This window comes from Streptomyces sp. NPDC001530 (assembly GCF_042894545.1).
Classification (GTDB): Bacteria; Actinomycetota; Actinomycetes; order Streptomycetales; family Streptomycetaceae; genus Streptomyces.
Map to the genome: position 1 here is coordinate 396,370 of NZ_JBIAVS010000004.1, position 20,165 is coordinate 416,534.

A 20,165-nucleotide genomic window follows, 5' to 3' on the forward strand; every position below is an offset into this window, starting at 1 on the left:
AGCACCCCCGGAAACTGTGTAGACTTACCGACGTTGCTGATCGCACCATAGTGCGGACAGCGCGCCGCCTTAGCTCAGATGGCCAGAGCAACGCACTCGTAATGCGTAGGTCTCGGGTTCGAATCCCGAAGGCGGCTCACCTTGAAACCCCAGGTCGGATGTACTCCGACCTGGGGTTTCGTCGTTCAGCGGATGCGGCGACGGCGTAGGGAGCGGGCCGCGCGGGTGTCGAGGGTCTCAGTTCTGGTCTCAGTGGGGCCGCAATCCGGGCCCGGATCGGGGGCCGGGGGAGCGGGGACGAAGAACTCGCCCATGCGCCGCATCGCGTCCTTCGACAGGTGTGATCTGCCCTTCACGTAGCGGCGGGTCTGGCTGATCTGGGTGTGCCGCAGGATCTCCATGATCGTGGGCATGTCGACGCCCAGCTCGTTCAGGATCGTGCCAGCCGTATGACGGCTCCCGTCGTACAGGCGGCGGTCGTCGATCCCGGCCTCGGCGAGCAGCTCCTTGAACTCCTCGTAGTCCTGCCGGGGGTCGAGCGGGCGGCCGTCCGGCCGGGAGAACACGACGTGGTGCTCTTGCCACAGCTCCCCGGCCGCGGCTCGCATCGCCTCCTGTTGAGCCTTGTGGTCGCGCAGAAACGGGATGAAGACGGGCGGGATCGGGACGGGGTTCTGGCTCTTCTTGGTCTTGGGGCGGGTGAAGGTGAGACCGCCTTCCTTGCGGTCGGGGCAGGCGCTCGCGTGCTTCGTGCACGTCTTGGTGCAGGGCTTTGGGCAGCCACGCTTGTAGTTCTTGTGCGTGGTGCAGTTCGGCGGGCACGGCTCGAAGTGGTGGAGGCGCTCGCCGCAGGCGTGCGGGTCGTCGCAACCGTGCCGCCATGTGAGGCGCTGCAGCTGCCACTTGGGGTGGAACAGCTCCGCTTCGAGGTCGACGTACGGCCAGCGCAGACCGAGCGTCTCGCCCTGCCGGAACCCCATGCCCACGCCGACGATCCACCGCATGAAGGTGGGACGCTTCGCCGCAGCTTCGAGGAACGCTTTGGACTCCTCCTGAGTGAAGGGGTTCGCCTCGGTCTCGTCGACGCTGGGCGGGTCCACCAGCGTGGCTACGTTCTCGCTGACCATGCGGCGACGGTGGGCAATCTTCAGGGCCCGAGACAGGATGCGATGCACCTTCACGACGTGCGACGGGGCGTGACCGGCGTCGAGCATCGCCCGGTACATGCGCTCCAGGTGCTCCGGCTGCAGCTTGTCGATCCGGTGCTGGCCGACTCCCGGGATGATGTCGTTGCGGGTCTTGGACCAGTAGTCATCCAGGGAGCGGGGCTTGAGCTTCAGGCTCGCGATGTCGGTGAGGTAGGTCTCCATCCACTTGGCGACGGTCGGTGCGCGACCGGCCTTCGTCGCGCGGCCCTCGTCGCGCTGGCGCTCCAATTCCTTGACCTTGCGCTTGATTTCGGGCTCGGTCTTGGCGCGGCGGTGGCGGCGGTCGGGGCTGCCGTCGTTCTTCACGCCCATCGTGACGCGGCCGTGCCACCAGCCGTCGGACCCGAAGTAGATGGATGACTCGTTGTTGGGTTTGCGGGGACTCATGTGCTCCTCCATGCGAGAGGCGCCCCGAGCGGAGTGCTCGGGGCGCCTCAGGGCGTGCTCGGGTCAAGCGGGCAGCGGGGCGAGGTTCTCGACGTACGCCTCCAAGTCCGCGCGGCGGATTCGGCGTGTGCGGCCCAACTTGATGTACTTCAGGGCGCCTTCGGCCATGAGTTCGTAGACGGTGGAGCGGCCGATGGCGAGCGCCTCGGCAGCCTCCTCCGGCTTGTACAGGAGTCGGTCGACGGGGGCAGCGATCGCGGTGCTCATCCGGGGTGCCTCCTCGGCAGGGCTCTCGGGCCCCTTCTGGGAAGTCCGCTACATCCGCTACAGCGCTACATCGCAGGTCAGCGGGGGTGTTTTTGTAGCGGAGGGGTGGCGTGTAGCGGCTACGCATGCGCTACGGGGTGGCGGGCGTAGCCGCTACACGCTTTGGTGCCGCTACAGATTCAGGGGCTCTGGGCTGGGCTGTAGCGGTGTAGCGGATGTAGCGGAGTCCTGAGAGGGGGGCGGGCAATAGCGCGCCCACGCGTCCGTCAGGTCCTCGGCGTGGAAGCCCTTGAGGACTCCGCCAGCGGTGCGGATGTTGCGGGACCGGATGGGCGCGTTGTCGGCCGTCATGTACTCCCCGAGCATCCGCGCGAGGCGCCGGTTGTCGAGCGGCTTGCCGTCGAGGTCGGCCCATGGGGCGTCGTCGAGGGCATTGAGCCGGTCGAGGATGGCGATGGTGGGCAGCTTGTCCACGCCAATCAGGACGTGGTCGCGCAGGTCGGTCAACAGCCTGATTCCCAGGCTGTGTTTATCGGTGGTCTGCGCGGCCTTGACGAGGGTGACGCACGCTTCGCGGGCCCGGCGCGGCCACTCGCCGCCGACGGCGTCGGCGATGGCGAGCAGGGGTTCCCACACATCCGCCGGGCGGTCGGTCACCCCGTCCGGCATGTCCGGCCAGGCCCCGAGTACGAACCCGCGTGCCTGTGCGGCCCATTCGGCGAGCCGGTCGCGGAGCTTGTGGCCTTCGGCTTCGTGGATGCGGGCGCGGAAGGGTTCCACGCGTTCGTTGCGGGCCCGTCGGCGCATGCGGATGACGATCGAGCGAGTCAGGATCGTGTCCGGCAGGGAGCCGAGTCCGGCGACCGCGACCGCGCAGTACGAGGGGAAGGCCTGGACGGTCTGGTTGCCGCCGTCTCCGATGCACCGGTAGGTGACGCCGGTACGGCGGTGTCCGGCGTTCAGGAAGCCGCGAAGGTCCTCGTTGTCTCCGGCTTTGGGTCCGAAGATGGTGTCGATCTCGTCGAACAGGATCGTGGGCCGCCCGTCCACGCCGGACACCGCGCGGAAGAGCGCGGCGGCGGACGCGTTCACGGCCACCATCGGGTGCGGCACGAGCGTCTCCACGATCTCCAGTGCCCGCGACTTGCCCGATCCCGGCTCGGGTGACAGGAACGCCAGACGTGGGGTGGAGTCGAAGCAGTCGAGCAGGTGGGCGTGGGCGTCCCACAGGGCGACCGCGACGTATGCGGCGTCGGTGGGGAAGACGTTGAAGCGGCGGTGGAAGGCTTCCACCTCGTTGAGCAGCGTGGCCCCGTCGATGGTGGGGGTCATGCGGCAGCCCTTCCTTCCTGGGGGGTGCGGAGCGGGCAGGCGTCGCGGTGGGATTCGTGGTTGGTGATCAGGGCCAGCACGCGTGCGTGGCCGACGGCGCTGCGGTCGCGTTCGCACAGGCACTCGGAGGTGGCGGTGGGCACGGCGCCTCTCGGGGCGACGATGGACAGCCACGCCACGGGGTATCGGCCGTCTCCGGCCTGCGGGTCAGTGCGAACAGCAGTGGGGACGCCTTCGGCGACGCCCTTCGGCTCGCCCACGGCCGTCCGGGGCACGGCCGGTTGGGCGGTGTGCCGGCCGTTTGCGTGGGGGTGGCCTTCCAAGGGGGCGCGGTGTGGGGTGTTCATGCCGTATCCCGGGGGCGGGCTTTGCGGATGGAGCCGTCCAGAGCACTGCGGATCGTGGCGCGGCACTCCGCGACGGTGAGTCCGCGCGCCTCCCCCGCCGCTTGGAAGGCCTCTTCAACCACGTGCCGGGGGATGTCGCCCCACGCGACGAACCGCCCCACCTTGAAGGCGCATCGGTTGAGCGTGATGTTGCGCTGCTTGTCCGGCGCTGCCGAGACCACGGCGCATTCCCACTCCAGTGCGGCCAGTGCCGCACGGTCGCCGCTGACAGCCGGGAGCCTGAGTGGCACGGCAGGCTTTGCGGGGGCCGGTTGCAGCAGCCGCAGCAGCCATGCGGGCAGTGGGGCCACGGCAGGGCTGCCGATGGCCTGGTAGGGCCCGGTGGGGGTGATGCTGCCCGCCGCGACGACATAGCCGCCCCATGCCCGGGTGTCGACCAACGGGGCAAGGGTTCCGGCCGTGTTGGCCAGCCGCACGCCCGCCGGTGCGGCGAGGTAGAGGTGCCTGCCGCCGCTCGCGGTCCGCGTCCGGTAGGTGTCGGGCACGTCCTCTCCGGTGCGCTCGCAGAGCGCCGCAAAGGTCGTCACGCCGTCAGGCGTGTCCGCACTGCTGTGGGGCTTGGGCCTGTCGAGGTCGACGACCAGTAGCCCGGAAGGGCCGGTGGCGATCCCGACGTTGAACGGGGCACGCGACCAGGTGGCGCGGATGCGGTCCGCGTCGGTCGTCGCGCGCTGCTCCCACTTGCGGTGGCCTGCCTCGCACGGACCGGTGCCGGGGCACGACGCTTCACCGTGCAGGGCGGGGCGCTTGGTGCCGGGACGGAGCGGGAAGACGTACCAGCCGCATTCAGCGGCACTCAGGGCGGCGTCCAAGAGGGACGCTCGCCTGTATTCGGTGGGTTGGGTCATGCTGGAGACCTCCACAGGTCTGTAGATGGCAGGTGGACAGGCGGCGGCCCCGGTTCTTGGCGGAAGGGGGCCGCCGCCGTCTTCGGTGGTGGGTCAGGCGGCGGCGGTGTCGTCGCCGCGCGTGGCGGTCAGTCGACTGTCCAGAGAGCGGACGACCGTGCCGCTGGTGGTGAGGGTTTTGACGGCCTTGGACACGGCGCCCTTGGACAGGCCCGTGATGGTGGCCAGGTCCTTTTGGCGGACCGGTTCGTCTGCGGTCTCTATGGCCTTGAGGACGCGGGCGACGGCGCTGTCCGTGGCGGGCTCATCCGGAGCCGTGTCCTTGACGAGGGTGAGCGTCGGGGCGCCCGCGGCTTCCACGGTGGGCGCGACCGTGCGGGACCAGGGCTCGCGGTCGGGCAGGGTGATGACGACGGCCTTGTCCATGTAGCGGACCTTGACCGGGTCGGGCTTGCGCTTGCCGTCCCGGATCAACGCCACACCCGGCACGGGGAGTTCGTCGGCGTTCCAGCCCTTGGCCTGAGCGTCCTCCCCGAGGACCACGCGGGCTTCGGCGGGGGTGCGCACGGCCAGGCAGATGGAGACGCCGATCTGCGGGGCGATCTGCTTGGGGATGCCGTCACCGATGGTCGGCTTCTGGGTCATCCACCACAGGTCGATGCACGCCGCGCGCCCCATCCGCGCGATGGACTCCAGGCCCGGCAACGCGGACCGGTTCACCGTGCGGCTCTTACCGTCGCTGGTCTCGGTCTCGTAGGGGACCTTGTCGGCGGCGGTCATGACCTCGGCGCCCTCGTCGACGACGACCGTGATGCGCGGCCGTTCGGCGGTGGGGGTCCAGGTGTCCTGTCCCTTGGGCAGGATGCTGAGCCGTTCCAGCATCTCCGTCTCCAGCTCGTCGACCACGTCGACGACTTCGCGCGGGGTGGAGGCGACGCGGGCCCGGTGGTCCCACAACCGGCCTTCCACGCGCTTGAGGTCGATGATGACGAGCGCGTTCGTGGCGCCCTCGGACGCGTCGTACAGCAGCGGCCGGGACGCCACACTCTTGCCCGCCCCGGACCGACCGGCGATCAGCAGCCGTTCCCCGAGCGGCACGGTCACCGCCTCACCAGTGACGGTGTCGATGCCGAGCGAGCGCTGCTCGGGCGTCCATGTCAGGTCGTCGCCGTCGGCCGCACTGCGGGTGCGCAAGGTGAGTTCGGCCCAGCCGCCCTGCTTGCCTGCCTTGATCTGTATGCGCAGGCTCGTGCGGGCCCCGAGCAGGGCGCGGATGTGGTCCTCGGCCGTGCGGAGCTTGGTCGCGGTCCAGGTGCCGTCGAGGCGGACGGCGCACACGATGCCCGCCTCGGTCAGCTTCGGCCGGCCGGTCAGCGTCCCGGCGAGACCGCGCTGTTCGGCATGCTCCTTCCAGTGCTGCGGCTGAAGGCGCTTCAGCAGCGCCGACTCCTCGGCGGTGGGCTTCAGGCCGGTCGTGTCGCGCTCGCGAACCGCGATCCACACCGACAGAGCGGTGACAGCGGCGACGACAGCGACGGCCGACCACACCCACACGCGCGCGGAGACCTGCGGCAGCCACACGTATCCGGCGACACCGAGGGCGGCGGCGGTCTTGGTGGCGAACCACCACATCGGGTCGGGCACGCGCCGCTTGGCGGTGCGCAACTCCCGCTCGGCGCGGTGGCGCAGGGAGGTGACGCCCTCGGGGTCGATGGCGCGCGCGGTGGCGAGCGCCCGGCGGGCGTCGCGCACCAGCGGCTTGCGTTCGGCGCGCAGGGCGCGGCGGCGGTCGGCTTCCTTGCGCCACACGGCGGCGGTCCAGCGGGCGGCGGTGGCGGCGTACTGGCGGTGGGTGCGCCAGACTTGTCCGTGACTCACGGGTGTCCTCATTTCCGGGATCGGTGGGTTGGTGGTGACGGGCCCTGCGACGGCCCGTCACCACACGTGCGGGTTACGCGGAGTGAGCAGGTTTCCGGTTTCCTGGTTTCCGAGGCGGCCCCTACGCGTGCGCGCGCGAGAACGGAAACTTCCGTCACCCTGCGTTGCTACGGGGGTTGTGGCGGCCGAACAGCCTTCCGGGGGTCAAACCCCACCCGGAAGGGGGCTCAGGCGCCCACAGGGCGCCTACGGCCTCGGGGTGTTTCAGTGGCCCTTCCGGCCGCGCTTGCCAGCGGCCTTGCCGCCGTCGCCGACGGCGCGAACGACGGTGACGACGGACCAGCCGAGCACGAGCGCGATGAACGCGAGCATCGCCAGGTTCGCGGCGATGGCGGTCAACGCGCCGACGAGCAGCGGACCGAAGTAGACACCAGCCGCCACCGCACCGGCCCCGACACCGGAGCCGAGCGCGACGCGCTGCACCGTGCGGTCCGGCGGCGCCTGGTGGATGTGCACCACCTGCGGCCCCGTCGGCTGCTGGACAGGCAGGGAGGCGGGGTCGGCGTAGACGTGGCTGCCGTCAGGAAGCTGAACCACCGTCAGCGGGCGGTGTACGGGGAGCTGTTCCATGACGCACCCTCCGGAGTGTTGTCGGGAAAAGCGCAGGCAGGACACATGCCGAGCGAAGGCGGGATGACGTATCCCGCATCCCGGCGGCACTCCGGGCAGGTGCGGCGAGCGGCGTTGGCCTTGGCCAGAGCCGCCCACCGGGCCGGGGTCATCGGACGCACCGGCTTCGCGAGGTCGACGCGGTAGAGGTAGGCGACCAGCGGCCCGCGACGGCGCCGGGGCCGCTCCACCTGCGCCGCCACCTCCTGACCACCGGGCCGCAGCCCGAGGGCGCGGAGCTGGCGGTAGGTGGCGTAGCCGTCCGGCGCCATGCGCCACCGGTAGACCGGCAGCGTGGCCATCAGGCGACCTTGTGGCCGCGTTCGGCGCGCAGGGTGTCGCGCAGGGTGCGGGCGTTCGCCGGGGAGGTACGGACCTCACGGCGGATGCCCTCGGCGGTCAGCTTGGCGTCCGGCCAATCGGCCGTGGCCTTGCGCGCCTCGTCGAGCAGCGCATCGGGGGTGCGCTTCGGGCGCGGAGTGCGGGCAACCTCGGGCACGCGGCCCGTGGCCCGGCGCGGGCGAATCGACTCAGCGGCCACCGCGCGCCGCTCGATTGGCGTCACAGTCGGCTGATCGATGGCCGCCACGGGCTTGGCCGGGATCGTCGATTTCAGGAAGCCGACGGCCACGGCTCGGGGCAGCGGCTTCACGTTCGGCGTGATCGGCGCCGGGGTCGATACCGCGAGGTCAGAACTAGACCGATTCCTCTCGGTATTGGTCGATTCCTCCGCATTCGCGTTCGGCGTGGTGATCGCGGTGGCGCGGTGGTGCAGCACCTTCGCCACGAGGTCGGAACCGAAGTAGATCGACCCGACCGGCAGTGACGTGGCGAGCAGCACGAGCGCCCAGTTCGCCGGGTCCCAGTCGGCCAGTCGACCCCAGTCGACCGACCGGCCGTGCAGCTCCGGGACGAGGCCGTGCACGTAGTTCAGCACGAGCGAGGCGATCGTGTAGGCGGCCAGCACCCGCAGCGCGAACGTCCGGTCCCGCCCGGCGAGCACGAGCGTCGCGATCAGGGCCAGCGCCATCAGGCCGTCGACGACGAACGGGTACAGCGTCGCCGCTGTGGCGTCCGCGCCGATGGCGCCCGCGATGTCCCGCAACGCGTTCCAGGACACCCGGAAGGCCATGGCGACCACGACGACCAGTGCGAGCACGAGAGCGGCGCGGCCCTTGCGGTGCAGGTTCATGCGGCACCGCCCGCCTGACCGTCAAGGCCGTTGACGTGGTCGCGGTGCGCGGCGAGCACGCGCCGACGGGCCCGGCGAATACGCCGCTCGTCCAGCTCGCACGGCGTGCGGTCGATGGTGATGATCTGCGCGTCCAGCAACTCCATCTCCGCGCGGATGACCGGCATCTCCGCGTCGATGGCGTCCAGCTCCACGTCCGTCGGCTCCATGAAGTCGGCGAACGCGGTAACAGCGTCCTGAACAGTCACGATGTGGTCCATGGGTCGTGTTCTCCCTAGCAGGTGGCAACGGCCCGAACAGAGCCCCCGGTGTTCCCGCACCGGGGGCTCACGCCGTTGAAGTCGGTAGTTCCGGCTCCCCTCAGCGCCGCTCGTACGAGACGAGCAGCGGAGGCAACCGGCCGCAGCCGTTGAGCTGCGGAAAGGTGGAGTTGCGCTGTACCGCGCACAGGACAGAACCCATGCGCGCCCGCCCTCTTGCTTGCGAAGGGGGGACGGGCTTCCCTCGGCACGCTTTTGAGTTCTCAAGGAACAGTCGCTTCCGGCGAGCGCGGTAACCCCTGGTCAGAGGGGCTCCCGTCCTTTGGGGACGGGGTCCGCCGGGCGTGTTCGGAGCAGCCCAAAGAAGGCCCTCCCGATCCGCTGTCCTAGGACTGCGAACCGCCTGAGAAGACAATGGCGCACAGTCCCAGGACTGTCAACAGTCCTGGGACTGTGCTTCACTGGTCGGTGTCGAGAGGAGGTTCTGCATGGCGCCCAAATGGCGGGAGCTTGCGGACCGGATCGCGGAGAAGATCCGGAACGGCGAATACGCACCCGGCGAGCAATTGCCGCAGATCAGAGACCTTGTGGAAGCGGGCGAGGGGTCCAAATCCACGGTCCACGCGGCCTACAAGGCGCTGGAAGCCGAAGGGCTGGTGACCTCCTCACGAGGCCACGGCACCGTCGTCCGGCAGCGAGCACCGCTCAAGCGGCTCGGCATCGCGCGCTACGACAAAGCCAAGTGGCGGGACGGAGACGAGGTCGCGTTCATCGCGGACCGCGTGGCGTCTGGTCGCGCGTACCGCAGGAACGAGCAGACCCAGAGCGTCAGTCGCGTGAAAGCGCCGGCGCTCGTGGCGGAGGCTCACGGGCTGCCGGAAGGCGCTGAGGTGTATGCGCGTGCGCGCCTGGTCAAGGAAGGTCCCCAGCCAACCCACACGCTGACCAGCTACTACCGTCCCGAGCATGTGGAGGGCACGCGCATCGTTGACCCGACTCCGGGTCCCGCTGGCCGTGGTGGCGGCTTCCGCGTCCTGTACGACGCCGGATACGAGATCGACCACATGAAGGAGGAGTTGTTCGCGCGAGTGCCCACGACCGACGAAGCTCAGCTCCTTCAGCTATCTCCCGGTGAATGGGTGGTGGAACTTCACCGCACTACGTACACCGCCGACGGGACTGTGGTGGAGTTCGCCATTGGGGTCCACGCGGCTACGCGCTTCGCGTGGGCTTATGAGTTCAAGGTGCCCGACTCGGCGAACACGGAGGACGAGAGCAAGTGATCTCCACCCAGGCGTGGGCGGACGCACAGCGGCTGTGGGACTTCCAGCAGATGGGCCACGAGCCCCGCCCCTGCTCCGTCGCGATAGGCCTTGGTAGCCACGACCTGGGCGTGGCTGACACCACCGCAGACCTGTACCACCGAGGCATGGCGCCGCTCATCGTCTTCACGGGAGCGACTAGCCGTACGACGCGCGAGAGGATGCCCCGTGGTGAGGCTGAGCACTACCGGGACCGTGCTGTGGAGCTGGGGGTCCCGGCGGACGCCATCCTTGTCGAACCGAAGGCTCGAAACACAGGCGAGAACATTCGCTTCTCGCGCACTCTGCTCGAAGAGCGGCGCGTTCCCGTCGTGTCCGTCCTGCTGGTCAGCAAGCCGTATGAGGAGCGGCGCGCGTACGCGACGGCGCGCAAGCTCTGGCCAGACGTGGAGTGGGTGAGCGCATCCACGCCCATGACGCTCCCTGACTACGTCGACTCGATCCAGAACGCACGCCTCGTGATCGACATGCTGGTCGGCGCCCAGCAGAGGCTCATGGTTTATCCCCGCCAAGGGTTCATGATCGAGCAGGAGATCCCCGACGACGTGGCAGCGGCCTACGAGCGCTTGCGTAGCGAAGGATTCACGAGCCGACTCGTGCCTGAGGAAACGAGCCACGGTTAGCAGCTGCGTTCGGCAGGGTCGACGACGACCGTCTCTGACACGGACTCGGTCCTGCGCTGTGTCGCAGCGATCCAGCCATTCCGTCCGATAGGCGCTTGACCGGCTAACGGCAGAGGTAGCTACCCGAGGTCATGACGGCATCGATCAAGGGGTGGCAATGCCTGGCGTGAACGAGAACATGGCCGATCGGCGGTCGGAGAAGGCGACCGACCTCGGCGAAGAGAACGCAATTGGGTGGGGTCTGGCGGCGGTTACGAGCGCTCTTCTGGAGGTTGCGGCGGCCATCCGTGAGGCTGGCAGTGATGTCGCCAGCGCGCTGCGGGAACGCTGACGAGCTGGCCGTGACCGGTCTCAGTTATGGTCTCGATAGCAGCCTGTTCCGGGGCCGTACGCGAACGTCCAGTGCAGTCCGACAAGCCGCCTGATCAGCGCTGGAAGCCATCAGAAGGACTTCCTCGGACTGCTGCGGACCAAGATCGGACAACTCGTAATGCGTAGGTCTCGGGTTCGAATCCCGAAGGCGGCTCTGAGAAAGCCCAAGTCACCTAGTTCGTGACCTGGGCTTTTTTCGTTTCCGGGGTTGTTTGGCTTGGGATCGAAGTCGTCGGTCAGCCGGAGCTGGAACAGTGTTCCGCCGCTCGGGGCGTCTCGTACGGTGTTGTCGCCGCCGTGGCGGCGGACCACGCCGCGGGTGATGGCCAAGCCGAGCCCGGCTCCGCCCTCATTCCGGCTGTGGGCGTCGTCGAGGCGGACGAACCCTCGAAGGTGGGCTCTCGGTCCGTGAGCGGAACGCCGGGCCCGTCGTCCGTGACCTCAGCACCGCAGGTGCTGCCCGTGGCGTTCAGGGCGACGGTCACCGCGCTGGTGGGGTGCCGCTGTGCGTTGTTGAGCAAGTTGCCGAGTATGCGAGCGAGTTCACTGCTGCTGTCCTTCAGAGGGACCGGCGCCTTGACGGTCACGTCCAGGGGGACGGGGTCCGTGCGCCGTGCCCCTTCCTCGTGCACCAGCTCATCGAGGGCGACTTCATCGAGGGCGACCGCACCACCCTGCGGCTGCTCCCCCTGCATCGCGGCGCGAGCAGCAGCAGGTCGGCGGCCAGATCTTGGAGTCGTACGGTGTCGACTACGGCCGCCCGTCAAGATCGAGCAACTCCGGAAGCGTGGCGGCCACTTCCGGCTGGGTGCGCAGGGATGCTATCGGGCTGCGGAGCTCGTGTGAGGCGTCGGCGACGAAGCGGCGCTGCTGTTTCACGGAGGCTTCCAGGGCGGCGAGGGCCTCGTTGGTGGTGGTGGCGAGGGTGCGATGTCGCCGTGGGAGCCGGGCTCCGGTGCCCGCTGGGTTGAAAGGCGGCCATCGGCTCCCGGCGCACCGGAACGGGCCTACGGATTCCGGCCGCCGCGATGAGCCTCACAGGCCCTCTGACCGCCGCCGGGCCCGTCCTTCGACGGGTCGCCGCCCTGCTCGCTCCCTCGGCGAAGACCCACACGCCCGGCAGCTGATCGCGTTCAGCGTCATCCTGGTCATGGCGGGCGCGTGTTGCTTCGATGCGACCCCTGACCTCCAGCGGTCCTGCAGTCGGCCCATGGTGCAGTCCGTGGACCTCCGGCGAGGTGCCGGAACAGCGCCCGGCCCGGCATGCGTCTGGCCGGGTCGGGCACTGTCGTCATCCGTCATTGGACTGTTTCGCGGCATGAGCGGCATGCCGACGGGGGGGCGGGGACGACAACTGTCCGACGAGTTCCCGGAAACAGACCAGTGCGGTAATGGGGGGAATGCCGAAGATCACCATTGCGAGCGCGGAATTCGCAGAGTGACCTGAACACAGGACTACCGCCGTTCCGGAAGAGATCAACATGACAGCCCAGGATCGGCCGGCGGGTCGATTCTGAAGGCATGCTCGCATGATGGATAAACCTGCCACAAACCACGGCCCGTACACGGTCAGTGGCCACCACTGCGCCAGCTCGCGCGGCTCCACCAGCAAAGCGATAGCGAATAGTTGATTGTATGAGTACGAGATGGACCATCCCAGCATTGCCGCCGAGCACGCACTGATTATCGTAACCAGGATCGCGACGGGGATGATTCTGCGCCGCTCGGCGAGGAAGCGGGACCCTGGCCGTGGCCGTCGTCGATTGATCCGGTGGCGCGTCCGCCCGTCGCGGTCCAGCAGAGGAGCAGGGGGATCCACGTCGGTCGCCCCGTACAGCATCTCGGCCAGCTCTTCGGCCGGATCCCATCCGTTCGACGGGATCGTCGGGTGGGACATGGTCATGATGTCATCCGCCCCGGGCAGCTCATCATCGTGGGGGCGCCAGCCTGCACCGTTGTAGTCGGATCGTAGGCGGAACTGCATGTCGAGCAGACTGGGATCGTCCTGACTCCTGTTCATCTCCCGCTCCTCCACGGCCTAGTTCAGAATGTTCCATCCGGGGCGTGAGTCTTGGGGTCAGGGACGACTGCACGTGCGGCGCCATACCCTTCCAAGGCGGCTTGCGCGTATTCGCTCTCGATCCGGCTGACTGCCTCGAGGAAGTCCTCAAGCAGGTCCGAACAGCGATCGAAGCGCGCAGGCTCTTCGGAGCCCTCCCGCTGCGAGAGATCTGAATGACCCTCACCTGGAACCCTTTCCTTCCGAGTCACGCCCACCTAACGGGCATAACCGGAGGCGAGGTAACGGGTATTCACGGCAATACTTTTTCCAACGGCGGTCATCTTGGATATTGGATTGCATTACAAGGGTGGTGAATGTCTGAAGATCGATTGTGCATTCTTGTCGAAGATTCGTTATTGACTACAGTAACGGGGCCAAACGGGGGTACCTCCGGCCAGGCACGCGAGGCCCATGACGGATGTCCGGGGACGCCCCCGGTCTGTCGGGCGGGCATCAGCCCTTGATGGTGCCCGTGGTGAGGTCGCCGGTGATGAAGCGTTGGAGGAGAGCGAAGACGCAGGCCACGGGGATGCTGATGAGGGTGGCGGTGGCCATCAGGGCTCCCCAGGCGGTGCCGTGTTGGCCTACGAAGGCGTTGAGGAGGACGGTCACCGGCTGTACGTCGGGCTTCGCCGCGAGGGTGAGGCCGAAGACGAACTCGCCCCAGGCGATCAGGAAGGAGAGCCCGGCCACCGCGACCAGGCCGGGGGGGCATGATCGGGAGGATGACGCGGAGCAGTACGCCTGTCGGGCCGCAGCCGTCGACCAGAGCCGCCTCCTCCAGTTCTCTGGGCACGCTCCGCAGCACCGGGCGCAGCACGATCACCGTGAAGGGGAGGGTGAGGGTGGTGTCGGCGGTGATCAGGCCGAGGTAGGTGTCGGCGAGGCCGGCCCGGCGTTCGAGGATGAACAGTGGGGCCGCGAGCACGATGCTGGGCGGCAGTTGGGCGATGAGCAGGGCGAGCACCATGGTGCCGGAGCCGCGCATCGGGATCCGGGCGAGCGCGTAGGCGAGGGGTACGCCAAGCAGCAGGGTGAGCGCGACCACTCCGCAGGAGATCACCAGGCTGTTGAGCAGGGCCTGGTGCAGGGTGTCGTCGGACAGCGCCCTTGAGTAGTTCTCCGTGGTGGCGGGGGTGGGGGCCCACCGCGGGGATTCGGCCAGGATGCGGTCCGGTTTGGTCAGGCTGGTGTTCACCATCCAGTAGATCGGCAGGAGGAAGGCGACGGTCACCAGCGTGGCGGCCGTGGTGAGCAGCCAGGGGCGGCGGCCACCCGGTTTCCTACGGCCCGTCACGCCTCCTCTCGCGCCGGCCGCATGGCCTGTCGCACCTTTCCTCGCGCGGGCCGTATGGCCTGTCACACCTCCTCTCGCGCGGGCCATACGGCTCGTGACGCCTCCGCTCACGCGGCCCCTGTGCGCCTTCACGCCGTCTCCCCCTCCCGCCGCAGCCGACGCACGTACAGCGCGCCCGCGAGCAGCGGTACGAGAAGCAGCAACAGGCCCGCCGCCGCGCCCTCGCCGAAGCGGAAGAACTTGAAGAAGATCTCGTAGACGTAGAGGGACAGGACGCTGGTGGCGTCGACCGGACCGCCGCCCGTCATCACGAAGATGATGTCGAAGACCTTGAAGGTGTAGACGAGGCCGAGGAGTAGGACGGTCACCGATACCGGGCGCATCAGCGGGAGGGTGATCCAGCGGAAGCGCTGCCAGACGCCCGCGCCGTCGATGGCGGCGGCTTCGTGGAGTTCCGGGTCGATGGTGTGCAGCCCCACCAGGAGCAGCAGCATGTTGAACGGCACGCCGACCCATACGTTGGCGAAGACGACCCCGGCCAGCGCCGTGCCCGGGTCGGTGAGCCAGTCGTGGGACAAGGCGCCCAGACCCGTCGCGCGGAGCAGGACGTTGTAGACGCCGGATTCGCCGTCGAGCATCCAGCGGAAGAGGGTGCCGCTGACCACCGGGGGCAGCAGCCAGGCCAGCAGGAGCAGGGATCGGAGCAGGCCGTTCAGGGGGAACGGACGGGCGAACAGCAGGGCCAGGGCGAAGCCGATGACGAACTGGAACAGCAAAGAGCCGACGGTGAAGACCATGGAGAGGCGTACGGCGTGCCAGAAGTCCGGGTCGGCAACGGTGGCCCGGTAGTTGGCGAGGCCGTTGAACCGCGGGGCACCGCCGAGCAGTTCCGTCAGGCCCACGTCGTGCACGGACGTCCACACGTTGTAGAGCAGGGGGTACGCCAGGAAGAGGGCGAGGAAGACCAGGCCCGGGAGGGAGAAGAGATACCCCGCCCGTCGGCGGCGGGAGGAGAGGGGAGCGTCCCGGCGCCCGCCGTCACCGCGCCCACCGCCCGGGCGCTCACCGCCACCGCGCCCACCGCCCGGGCGTTCACCCCCACGGCGCTCACCGTCACCGCGCCCACCGCCCGGCACCGTGCGTCCACCACCCGGCGCCGTGCCGCCCCGGCCCTCCCCGCCGCCCCAGCGCAAGCGTCTCACCGCCGCTCCAGCGCCTTGTCGATCTTGACGGCCGCGGACTTCGCGGCGGCGGAGGGGGCGGCGGCGCCGGTGAGTACGGCCTGTTCGGCCTCGGCGATGGTCTGCGAGGCGTCGGCGTAGTGCGGCCCGTACTGGCGCGGACGGGCGACGGGCAGCTGGCTGAGGAAGAGCCGCAGCGCGGGGTCGGACGCCCATGTGCCCGAACTCGCCAGGTCCTTGCGGGCGGGGAGGTCGCCGAGCGCCACCAGGTACGGCACCAGGACCGAGGGACGCTGGGTGTACTCGAGGACTTGCCACGCCTTGTCCTGATGCTTGCTGCTGGCCATCACGACCCAGTTCTCCCCGCCCAGGCAGGTGGCGGACTCCTTGTCACGGGGCAGCGCGACGACGCCGTACTCCAAGTCCGCCTTCTTGAGGGTGGGGAGCTGCCACGGGCCATTGATCTGCAGCGCGGCGCGCCCGTTGACGAACCGTGTGTTGACGTCCTGCTGCGTCCAGCCCACGCACTGCTCGGACAGCGAGCCCTTGGCGACGAGGTCGTCGAGGAAGGACAGCGCGGTCGCGCCGTAGCTGTCGAAGGTGTCCAGGTCGCCGCCGGCCTGCCACAGGAACGGCAGGAACTGGAAGACACCTTCCTCCGTCCTGATCGCGCTCAGCGCGAGACCGAACCGGTCCCCGCTGGTCAGCCGCTGCGCCGTGGCGGCCAGCTCGTCCCATGTGGTGGGGGGCCGCACAGCGGCGGAACGGAGCATCGCGGTGTTGTAGTAGAGGGCGAGGCAGTTGCTGTTGTTGGGAAGTCCCAGGCTCTTCCCGGCGACCTGGCAGCCGGCCCAGGGACCCTCGTAGTACTGGTCCGCCTGACCCCAGTCCTCGATCCTGTCGGTGAGATCGGCCAGCAGCCCGCTGCCGCCCAGCGAGTTCATGGCGACGTTGTCGACGATGGCGATGTCCGGAAGATCACCGGAGACCGCGCCCAGGGTGATCTGCCGGTCGAGGTCCGCGAAGGGGAACGTCCGCCGCTCGATCCGTACGCCGGAGACGTGCGCCTCGATGTCCTTGATCAGGGCTGCCATCCCCGGCTGGAAGTTGTCCAGGGTGAAGTAGTCCCACCAGGTGAGCGTGACCGTCCCGCTCTTCTCGTCCGAGCCGCAGGAGGCCAGGGTCGTGCCGAGGCCGAGGGCGGCCGCTCCCGCGCCCGCGGCGCGCAGGAAGCCGCGACGGTCGACGGCGTACGACATGCTCTGCTCCCAGGGTGTGATCGGTGTTCGCGCCTCAGAAGTCGGGTCGGATGCCGGGAGATCTCGGAAATCGGAACCGATCTCAGAAATCGGAATCCGGGAAGTCCTCAAGGTCAGGGAAGTCGAGATCGGGCTCCGAACCGGGCACCGGCCGGCAGGGACCGGTGCTGGCCCGCAGGGAGATCAGGGGTTTCAGCAGGACGTGCCGGGGAGGCGAGCCGGGTGAGGTGAGCCGTCGCATCATCAGGTCGACGGCCACCCGGCTCATCTCCTTGGCGGGGATCTCGGCGGCGGTGAGCTGCGGATTCACCTGCTCCGCCCAGCGGCCGGCCGCCACGCCGACGACGGAGAAGTCGCGCGGCACACGGCGGCCGTGCCGCGTGAGCCCGCGGTACAGGCCCTCCAGCGCCGCCTCGTTCAGGGTGACCAGCGAGGTGGTCGCCGGATCGTCCAGCAGGATCTGCTCCAGGACCGCCTCCCCGGCGGCGACCTCGTCGCCGCAGAGGTACGCGTGCGGGGTGAGGACCTGCTCCGCCATGGCCTTGGTGTAGCCCTCGAGCCCGAGGTGCGCGAACCCGTAGCCGCTCTCGAAGAGCTCTTCGGACCGGTTGACGAAGGCGATCCGGCGGTGGCCCAGGTCGGCCAGGTGGTACACGCAGCCGCGCGCGAGGCCCGCGAAGTCCAGATCGACCCAGCCGGTCTCCTCCGCCCTGCTGTTCCTTCCGATGGTCACGAAGGGGAAGCCGGCCTTGGCGAGGTGTTCGACCCGGTCGTCCTCCAGCCGGATCTCCATGACGATCACGCCGTCCACCCGCCGCCCGTCGATCATCCGCCGGAACGAGGGGTCGCTCGCCTGGTCGGCGGGGGAGAGCAGCAGGTCGTGGTCGTACGTGGTGGCGGCCTCGGCCACGCCGCCGATGAACGCGAGCTGCATCCCGGTGTAGTCGTGGCCGCGGCCGGCCGGCGGATAGACCAGACCGAGGGTGTGCGTACCTCCGCCTGCCGGGCCCCGCGGATCCGCGCTCGGGCCGGCTCCGGTCCTCGGATCGTCTGGTGGCCTCGTCATGTTCAGCCGACCGGTAGGGGTTGTTCGGCCCAGATGGTCTTTCCGGTCGGGGTCTGGCGGGTGCCCCAGCCCTGGGTGAGCTGGGCCACCATGTGCAGTCCGCGTCCGCCCTCGTCGTAGATGCGGGCGCGGCGCAGGTGGGGAGCGGTGCTGCTGGCGTCGGAGACCTCGCAGATCAGTGTCCGGTCGCGGATCAGCCGCAGCCCTATGGGCACTTCCCCGTACCGGATGGCGTTGGTGACCAGCTCGCTCACCACCAGTTCGGTGACGTACGCCGCTTCCTCCAGTCCCCAGATGGCCAGCTGGCGGGAGGCCTGGGCGCGGGCGTCCGCGACGATCGCGGGGTCGGACGGCACGGACCAGGCGGCGACCTGGTCGGTGTGCAGGGCGCGGGTGCGCGCGAGGAGCAGGGCCACGTCGTCGTCCGGGGTGTCGGGGAGGAGCGCTTCGAGTACGGCGTCGCAGGTGGTCTCCAGGGAGGGGACGGGGGTGGCGAGGGACTCGCACAGCCGGTCGAGGCCGAGGCCGATGTCCTGGGCGCGGCTCGCGATCAGTCCGTCGGTGTAGAAGGCCAGCAGACTGCTCTCGGGCAGCTCCAGCTCGGTGGCCTCGAAGGGCAGACCGCCGACGCCCAGGAGCGGCCCCGGGGAGAGCCGGACCACGGTGACCGTGCCGTCGGGGAAGAGCACGGCGGGCGGCGGGTGGCCGGCGCTGGCGAGGGTGCAGATGCGCGAGACCGGGTCGTAGACGGCGTACAGACAGGTGGCGCCGATCTGGCCGGAGGACGTCATGTCCGCGCAGACGCTGTCGTCGTCCGAGGTGAGGTGGATGACCAGGTCGTCGAGGTGGGTGAGGAGCTCGTCCGGGGGCAGGTCGACATCGGCGAGCGTGCGCACCGCCGTGCGGAGCCGCCCCATGGTGGCGGAGGCGTGCAGGCCGTGCCCGACCACATCGCCGACGACCAGGGCGACCCGGGTGCCGGAGAGGGGCACCACGTCGAACCAGTCGCCGCCCACGCCGGCTCCTCGGCCGGCCGGCAGATAGCGGTACGCGACCTCGACGGCCGCCTGTTTGGGCAGGTCACGGGGGAGCAGGCTGCGCTGGAGGGTGAGTGCGTGGGTGCGCTCGCGGGTGTAGCGACGCGCGTTGTCCACCCCGACGGCCGCCCGGCCCGCGAGTTCCTCGGCGAGGACCAGATCGTCCTGCTCGAAGGGGCGCGAACTCTCCCTGCGGGCGAAGACCGCCACCCCGAGGGTGACCCCCCGGGCCCGCAGCGGTGTGGCCATGATCGAGTGGAAGCCGTAGGCCCGTACGCGCTCGCTCCTCATCTCGTCCTCGGTGATCCACCGGATGAAGTCGGGGTCGTCGAGGCCGCTGAGCAGCGGTTGCCCGGTGGTCAGGGCGCGGACGGGAGGGGAGAACGGGGGATAGATGTCGATCGCGCCGAGGTCGACGACGGCTTCCGGTACCCCCTCGTGGGAGGACTGGTGTGCGACCCGGCGCAGGATGACGGAGGCGTCGACGGGCCCAGCGGTCGGCTCCTGCCCGCGGGTCACGGAGTCGAGCAGGTCCACGCTGACGAAGTCGGCGAGCCGGGGGACGGCCAGATCGGCGAGTTCCTGCGCGGTGCGGGCGACGTCCAGGGTGGTGCCGATACGGGTGCCGGCCTCGTTCAGCAGGGCCAGCCGCTCGCGGGCCCAGTGCTCCTCGCTGCTGTCGACCGCCGCGGTGCCGACGCCGCACACCTGGCCGGTGGCGGGGTCCCGGACGGGCCACAGCTCGATGATCCAGGCGTGCTGACGGGAGGAGACGGGGCCCGGGGCGCAGCGCTCGTAGCGCATCGGCTTGGCTTCCCCGGCCACCTGCTCGACGAGCCGCAGGAATCCGTCGACGGCGTGATCCTCGTCGAGGACGTCGGGGTACGGCGACCCGCGCCGTTCACCTGCCGTCGGTTCCCCGCCCGACGCCACCGTGTTCGGCCGCCACCCGCGCGCCCCCACGGCGAAGGTGGACATGGCCACCGAGGACTGGGTGTACGCCCACTCCACCATCCTCCGGTCGTAGTCCGACTCGGACGCGTCGGCGGTGGCGGTCACGACGAACCCCTGGGGCTCGCCGTTGCCGTCCAGCGAGGGGTAGGCGTGCAGGGCCAGGTCGATGCGATGACCGTCCCGGTGACGGAAGGCCGCGGTGCCGCTCCACTCCTGCGCGTCGATCAGGGAGAACCCGGCCGCGCGGGAGACGTCCGCCGTGGCGAGCAGGCCGGCCGCGGTATGCCCGACGACGTCCGAGGCGCGGTAGCCCAGCAGCCGCCGAGCCCCCTCGCTCCAGCCCGTGACGATGCCCCGGGGGCTGATGGTCGCCGTGGCGGCATCGGTCGAGTACGCGCAGTGACGGGAGGGTTGCTCGGAAATCGGCCTTCTGATGTCCATTCCTGCTCAATTCACGCCAGGCGTGTCACTCATAGTCCTCAGCGTGCGCGTTGGACAGAAAACGGACAAGTCGGACTCGCGCCCCGTCTCTCCCGTGCCCGCC

The 20,165-nt window shown here is 69.4% G+C and carries 19 protein-coding genes, 2 tRNA genes and 2 pseudogenes; 5 read left to right on the forward strand and 18 right to left on the reverse strand.

Features of this window, described 5'->3' with window-relative positions:
• Window positions 1–63: 63 nt before the first annotated feature.
• Window positions 64–137, forward strand: a tRNA-Thr gene (locus ACFY0T_RS09855).
• A 48-nt stretch (window positions 138–185) separates the two neighbouring features.
• On the opposite strand, the gene ACFY0T_RS09860 is transcribed toward ACFY0T_RS09855, so the two are convergent.
• From ACFY0T_RS09860 to ACFY0T_RS09905, 10 genes are all read right to left on the reverse strand, one after another.
• Entirely contained in the window at window positions 186–1,595 is a 1,410-nt protein-coding gene (locus ACFY0T_RS09860) for a tyrosine-type recombinase/integrase (RefSeq protein ID WP_388866700.1), read from the reverse strand.
• A 63-nt stretch (window positions 1,596–1,658) separates the two neighbouring features.
• Entirely contained in the window at window positions 1,659–1,862 is a 204-nt protein-coding gene (locus tag ACFY0T_RS09865; RefSeq protein ID WP_365355070.1) for a helix-turn-helix domain-containing protein, read from the reverse strand.
• Window positions 1,863–2,033: 171 nt separating this feature from the next.
• Window positions 2,034–3,194 carry a DUF3631 domain-containing protein gene (locus ACFY0T_RS09870; protein WP_388866703.1) on the reverse strand — a complete coding sequence of 387 codons (1,161 nt, stop codon included), beginning with the start codon at window positions 3,192–3,194 and terminating at the stop codon, window positions 2,034–2,036.
• The gene (locus ACFY0T_RS09875; RefSeq protein WP_388866705.1) at window positions 3,191–3,541 is read right to left on the reverse strand and encodes a hypothetical protein; all 351 of its coding nucleotides are present in this window, start codon (window positions 3,539–3,541) and stop codon (window positions 3,191–3,193) included. The genes ACFY0T_RS09870 and ACFY0T_RS09875 overlap by 4 nt, the downstream gene beginning before the upstream one ends.
• Window positions 3,538–4,449, reverse strand: coding sequence for a bifunctional DNA primase/polymerase (locus ACFY0T_RS09880; protein WP_388866708.1), 912 nt, complete (start codon window positions 4,447–4,449; stop codon window positions 3,538–3,540). Before ACFY0T_RS09880 ends, ACFY0T_RS09875 begins: the two co-directional genes overlap by 4 nt.
• Before the next feature lie 93 nt (window positions 4,450–4,542).
• Window positions 4,543–6,327 (reverse strand): MarR family transcriptional regulator, encoded by a 1,785-nt coding sequence (locus ACFY0T_RS09885; protein ID WP_388866711.1) that lies wholly within the window; start codon window positions 6,325–6,327, stop codon window positions 4,543–4,545.
• A 264-nt stretch (window positions 6,328–6,591) separates the two neighbouring features.
• Window positions 6,592–6,957: a DUF6251 family protein gene (locus ACFY0T_RS09890; protein ID WP_388866714.1), complete on the reverse strand. Its 366-nt coding sequence runs from the start codon at window positions 6,955–6,957 to the stop codon at window positions 6,592–6,594.
• Window positions 6,927–7,298 carry an RRQRL motif-containing zinc-binding protein gene (locus ACFY0T_RS09895; protein ID WP_388866717.1) on the reverse strand — a complete coding sequence of 124 codons (372 nt, stop codon included), beginning with the start codon at window positions 7,296–7,298 and terminating at the stop codon, window positions 6,927–6,929. The genes ACFY0T_RS09890 and ACFY0T_RS09895 overlap by 31 nt, the downstream gene beginning before the upstream one ends.
• Window positions 7,298–8,188: a DUF2637 domain-containing protein gene (locus ACFY0T_RS09900; protein WP_388866720.1), complete on the reverse strand. Its 891-nt coding sequence runs from the start codon at window positions 8,186–8,188 to the stop codon at window positions 7,298–7,300. The genes ACFY0T_RS09895 and ACFY0T_RS09900 overlap by 1 nt, the downstream gene beginning before the upstream one ends.
• Entirely contained in the window at window positions 8,185–8,448 is a 264-nt protein-coding gene (locus ACFY0T_RS09905) for a DUF6284 family protein (protein WP_388866723.1), read from the reverse strand. Before ACFY0T_RS09905 ends, ACFY0T_RS09900 begins: the two co-directional genes overlap by 4 nt.
• A gap of 488 nt (window positions 8,449–8,936) precedes the next feature.
• Between ACFY0T_RS09905 and ACFY0T_RS09910 the strand changes: the two genes are divergently transcribed.
• The 4 genes from ACFY0T_RS09910 to ACFY0T_RS09925 all read left to right on the forward strand — a co-directional run bounded on the left by ACFY0T_RS09910 (window position 8,937) and on the right by ACFY0T_RS09925 (window position 10,919).
• Window positions 8,937–9,731, forward strand: a complete 795-nt coding sequence (locus tag ACFY0T_RS09910) for a GntR family transcriptional regulator (RefSeq protein WP_388866726.1) — start codon at window positions 8,937–8,939, stop codon at window positions 9,729–9,731.
• Window positions 9,728–10,393, forward strand: coding sequence for a YdcF family protein (locus tag ACFY0T_RS09915; RefSeq protein WP_388866729.1), 666 nt, complete (start codon window positions 9,728–9,730; stop codon window positions 10,391–10,393). Before ACFY0T_RS09910 ends, ACFY0T_RS09915 begins: the two co-directional genes overlap by 4 nt.
• Before the next feature lie 166 nt (window positions 10,394–10,559).
• Entirely contained in the window at window positions 10,560–10,724 is a 165-nt protein-coding gene (locus ACFY0T_RS09920; protein ID WP_388866732.1) for a hypothetical protein, read from the forward strand.
• A gap of 85 nt (window positions 10,725–10,809) precedes the next feature.
• Window positions 10,810–10,919, forward strand: a tRNA-Thr gene (locus ACFY0T_RS09925).
• An 83-nt stretch (window positions 10,920–11,002) separates the two neighbouring features.
• Here ACFY0T_RS09925 and ACFY0T_RS09930 read toward each other — a convergent pair.
• From ACFY0T_RS09930 to ACFY0T_RS09965, 8 genes and pseudogenes are all read right to left on the reverse strand, one after another.
• Window positions 11,003–11,730, reverse strand: a pseudogene (locus ACFY0T_RS09930) (sensor histidine kinase); the annotation flags it as partial.
• Window positions 11,731–12,056: 326 nt separating this feature from the next.
• Window positions 12,057–12,785 (reverse strand): DUF2637 domain-containing protein, encoded by a 729-nt coding sequence (locus ACFY0T_RS09935; protein WP_388866735.1) that lies wholly within the window; start codon window positions 12,783–12,785, stop codon window positions 12,057–12,059.
• Window positions 12,786–13,280: 495 nt separating this feature from the next.
• Window positions 13,281–13,520 carry a hypothetical protein gene (locus tag ACFY0T_RS09940; protein WP_388867059.1) on the reverse strand — a complete coding sequence of 80 codons (240 nt, stop codon included), beginning with the start codon at window positions 13,518–13,520 and terminating at the stop codon, window positions 13,281–13,283.
• An 85-nt stretch (window positions 13,521–13,605) separates the two neighbouring features.
• Window positions 13,606–14,211: pseudogene (locus ACFY0T_RS09945) on the reverse strand (carbohydrate ABC transporter permease); the annotation flags it as partial.
• Window positions 14,212–14,252: 41 nt separating this feature from the next.
• Complete coding sequence (locus tag ACFY0T_RS09950) at window positions 14,253–15,326, reverse strand: carbohydrate ABC transporter permease (protein WP_388866737.1); 1,074 nt, start codon at window positions 15,324–15,326, stop codon at window positions 14,253–14,255.
• Window positions 15,323–16,564 (reverse strand): extracellular solute-binding protein, encoded by a 1,242-nt coding sequence (locus ACFY0T_RS09955; RefSeq protein ID WP_388866740.1) that lies wholly within the window; start codon window positions 16,562–16,564, stop codon window positions 15,323–15,325. The genes ACFY0T_RS09950 and ACFY0T_RS09955 overlap by 4 nt, the downstream gene beginning before the upstream one ends.
• An 82-nt stretch (window positions 16,565–16,646) precedes the next feature.
• Complete coding sequence (locus tag ACFY0T_RS09960; RefSeq protein ID WP_388866742.1) at window positions 16,647–17,630, reverse strand: LacI family DNA-binding transcriptional regulator; 984 nt, start codon at window positions 17,628–17,630, stop codon at window positions 16,647–16,649.
• 2 nt (window positions 17,631–17,632) lie between these two features.
• A complete protein-coding gene (locus tag ACFY0T_RS09965; protein ID WP_388866745.1) occupies window positions 17,633–20,062 on the reverse strand; it encodes a SpoIIE family protein phosphatase in 2,430 nt (809 codons plus the stop codon).
• Between the last annotated feature and the right edge of the window lie 103 nt (window positions 20,063–20,165).

Excerpts from the sequence above, each read along its gene's own strand:
- ACFY0T_RS09860 (WP_388866700.1), bottom strand. The coding sequence starts at position 1,595 with ATGAGTCCCCGCAAACCCAACAACGAGTCATCCATCTACTTCGGGTCC.
- ACFY0T_RS09865 (WP_365355070.1), bottom strand. The coding sequence starts at position 1,862 with ATGAGCACCGCGATCGCTGCCCCCGTCGACCGACTCCTGTACAAGCCG.
- ACFY0T_RS09870 (WP_388866703.1), bottom strand. The coding sequence starts at position 3,194 with ATGACCCCCACCATCGACGGGGCCACGCTGCTCAACGAGGTGGAAGCC.
- ACFY0T_RS09875 (WP_388866705.1), bottom strand. The coding sequence starts at position 3,541 with ATGAACACCCCACACCGCGCCCCCTTGGAAGGCCACCCCCACGCAAAC.
- ACFY0T_RS09880 (WP_388866708.1), bottom strand. The coding sequence starts at position 4,449 with ATGACCCAACCCACCGAATACAGGCGAGCGTCCCTCTTGGACGCCGCC.
- ACFY0T_RS09890 (WP_388866714.1), bottom strand. The coding sequence starts at position 6,957 with ATGGAACAGCTCCCCGTACACCGCCCGCTGACGGTGGTTCAGCTTCCT.
- ACFY0T_RS09895 (WP_388866717.1), bottom strand. The coding sequence starts at position 7,298 with ATGGCCACGCTGCCGGTCTACCGGTGGCGCATGGCGCCGGACGGCTAC.
- ACFY0T_RS09900 (WP_388866720.1), bottom strand. The coding sequence starts at position 8,188 with ATGAACCTGCACCGCAAGGGCCGCGCCGCTCTCGTGCTCGCACTGGTC.
- ACFY0T_RS09905 (WP_388866723.1), bottom strand. The coding sequence starts at position 8,448 with ATGGACCACATCGTGACTGTTCAGGACGCTGTTACCGCGTTCGCCGAC.
- ACFY0T_RS09910 (WP_388866726.1), top strand. The coding sequence starts at position 8,937 with ATGGCGCCCAAATGGCGGGAGCTTGCGGACCGGATCGCGGAGAAGATC.
- ACFY0T_RS09935 (WP_388866735.1), bottom strand. The coding sequence starts at position 12,785 with ATGAACAGGAGTCAGGACGATCCCAGTCTGCTCGACATGCAGTTCCGC.
- ACFY0T_RS09955 (WP_388866740.1), bottom strand. The coding sequence starts at position 16,564 with ATGTCGTACGCCGTCGACCGTCGCGGCTTCCTGCGCGCCGCGGGCGCG.
- ACFY0T_RS09960 (WP_388866742.1), bottom strand. The coding sequence starts at position 17,630 with ATGACGAGGCCACCAGACGATCCGAGGACCGGAGCCGGCCCGAGCGCG.
- ACFY0T_RS09965 (WP_388866745.1), bottom strand. The coding sequence starts at position 20,062 with ATGGACATCAGAAGGCCGATTTCCGAGCAACCCTCCCGTCACTGCGCG.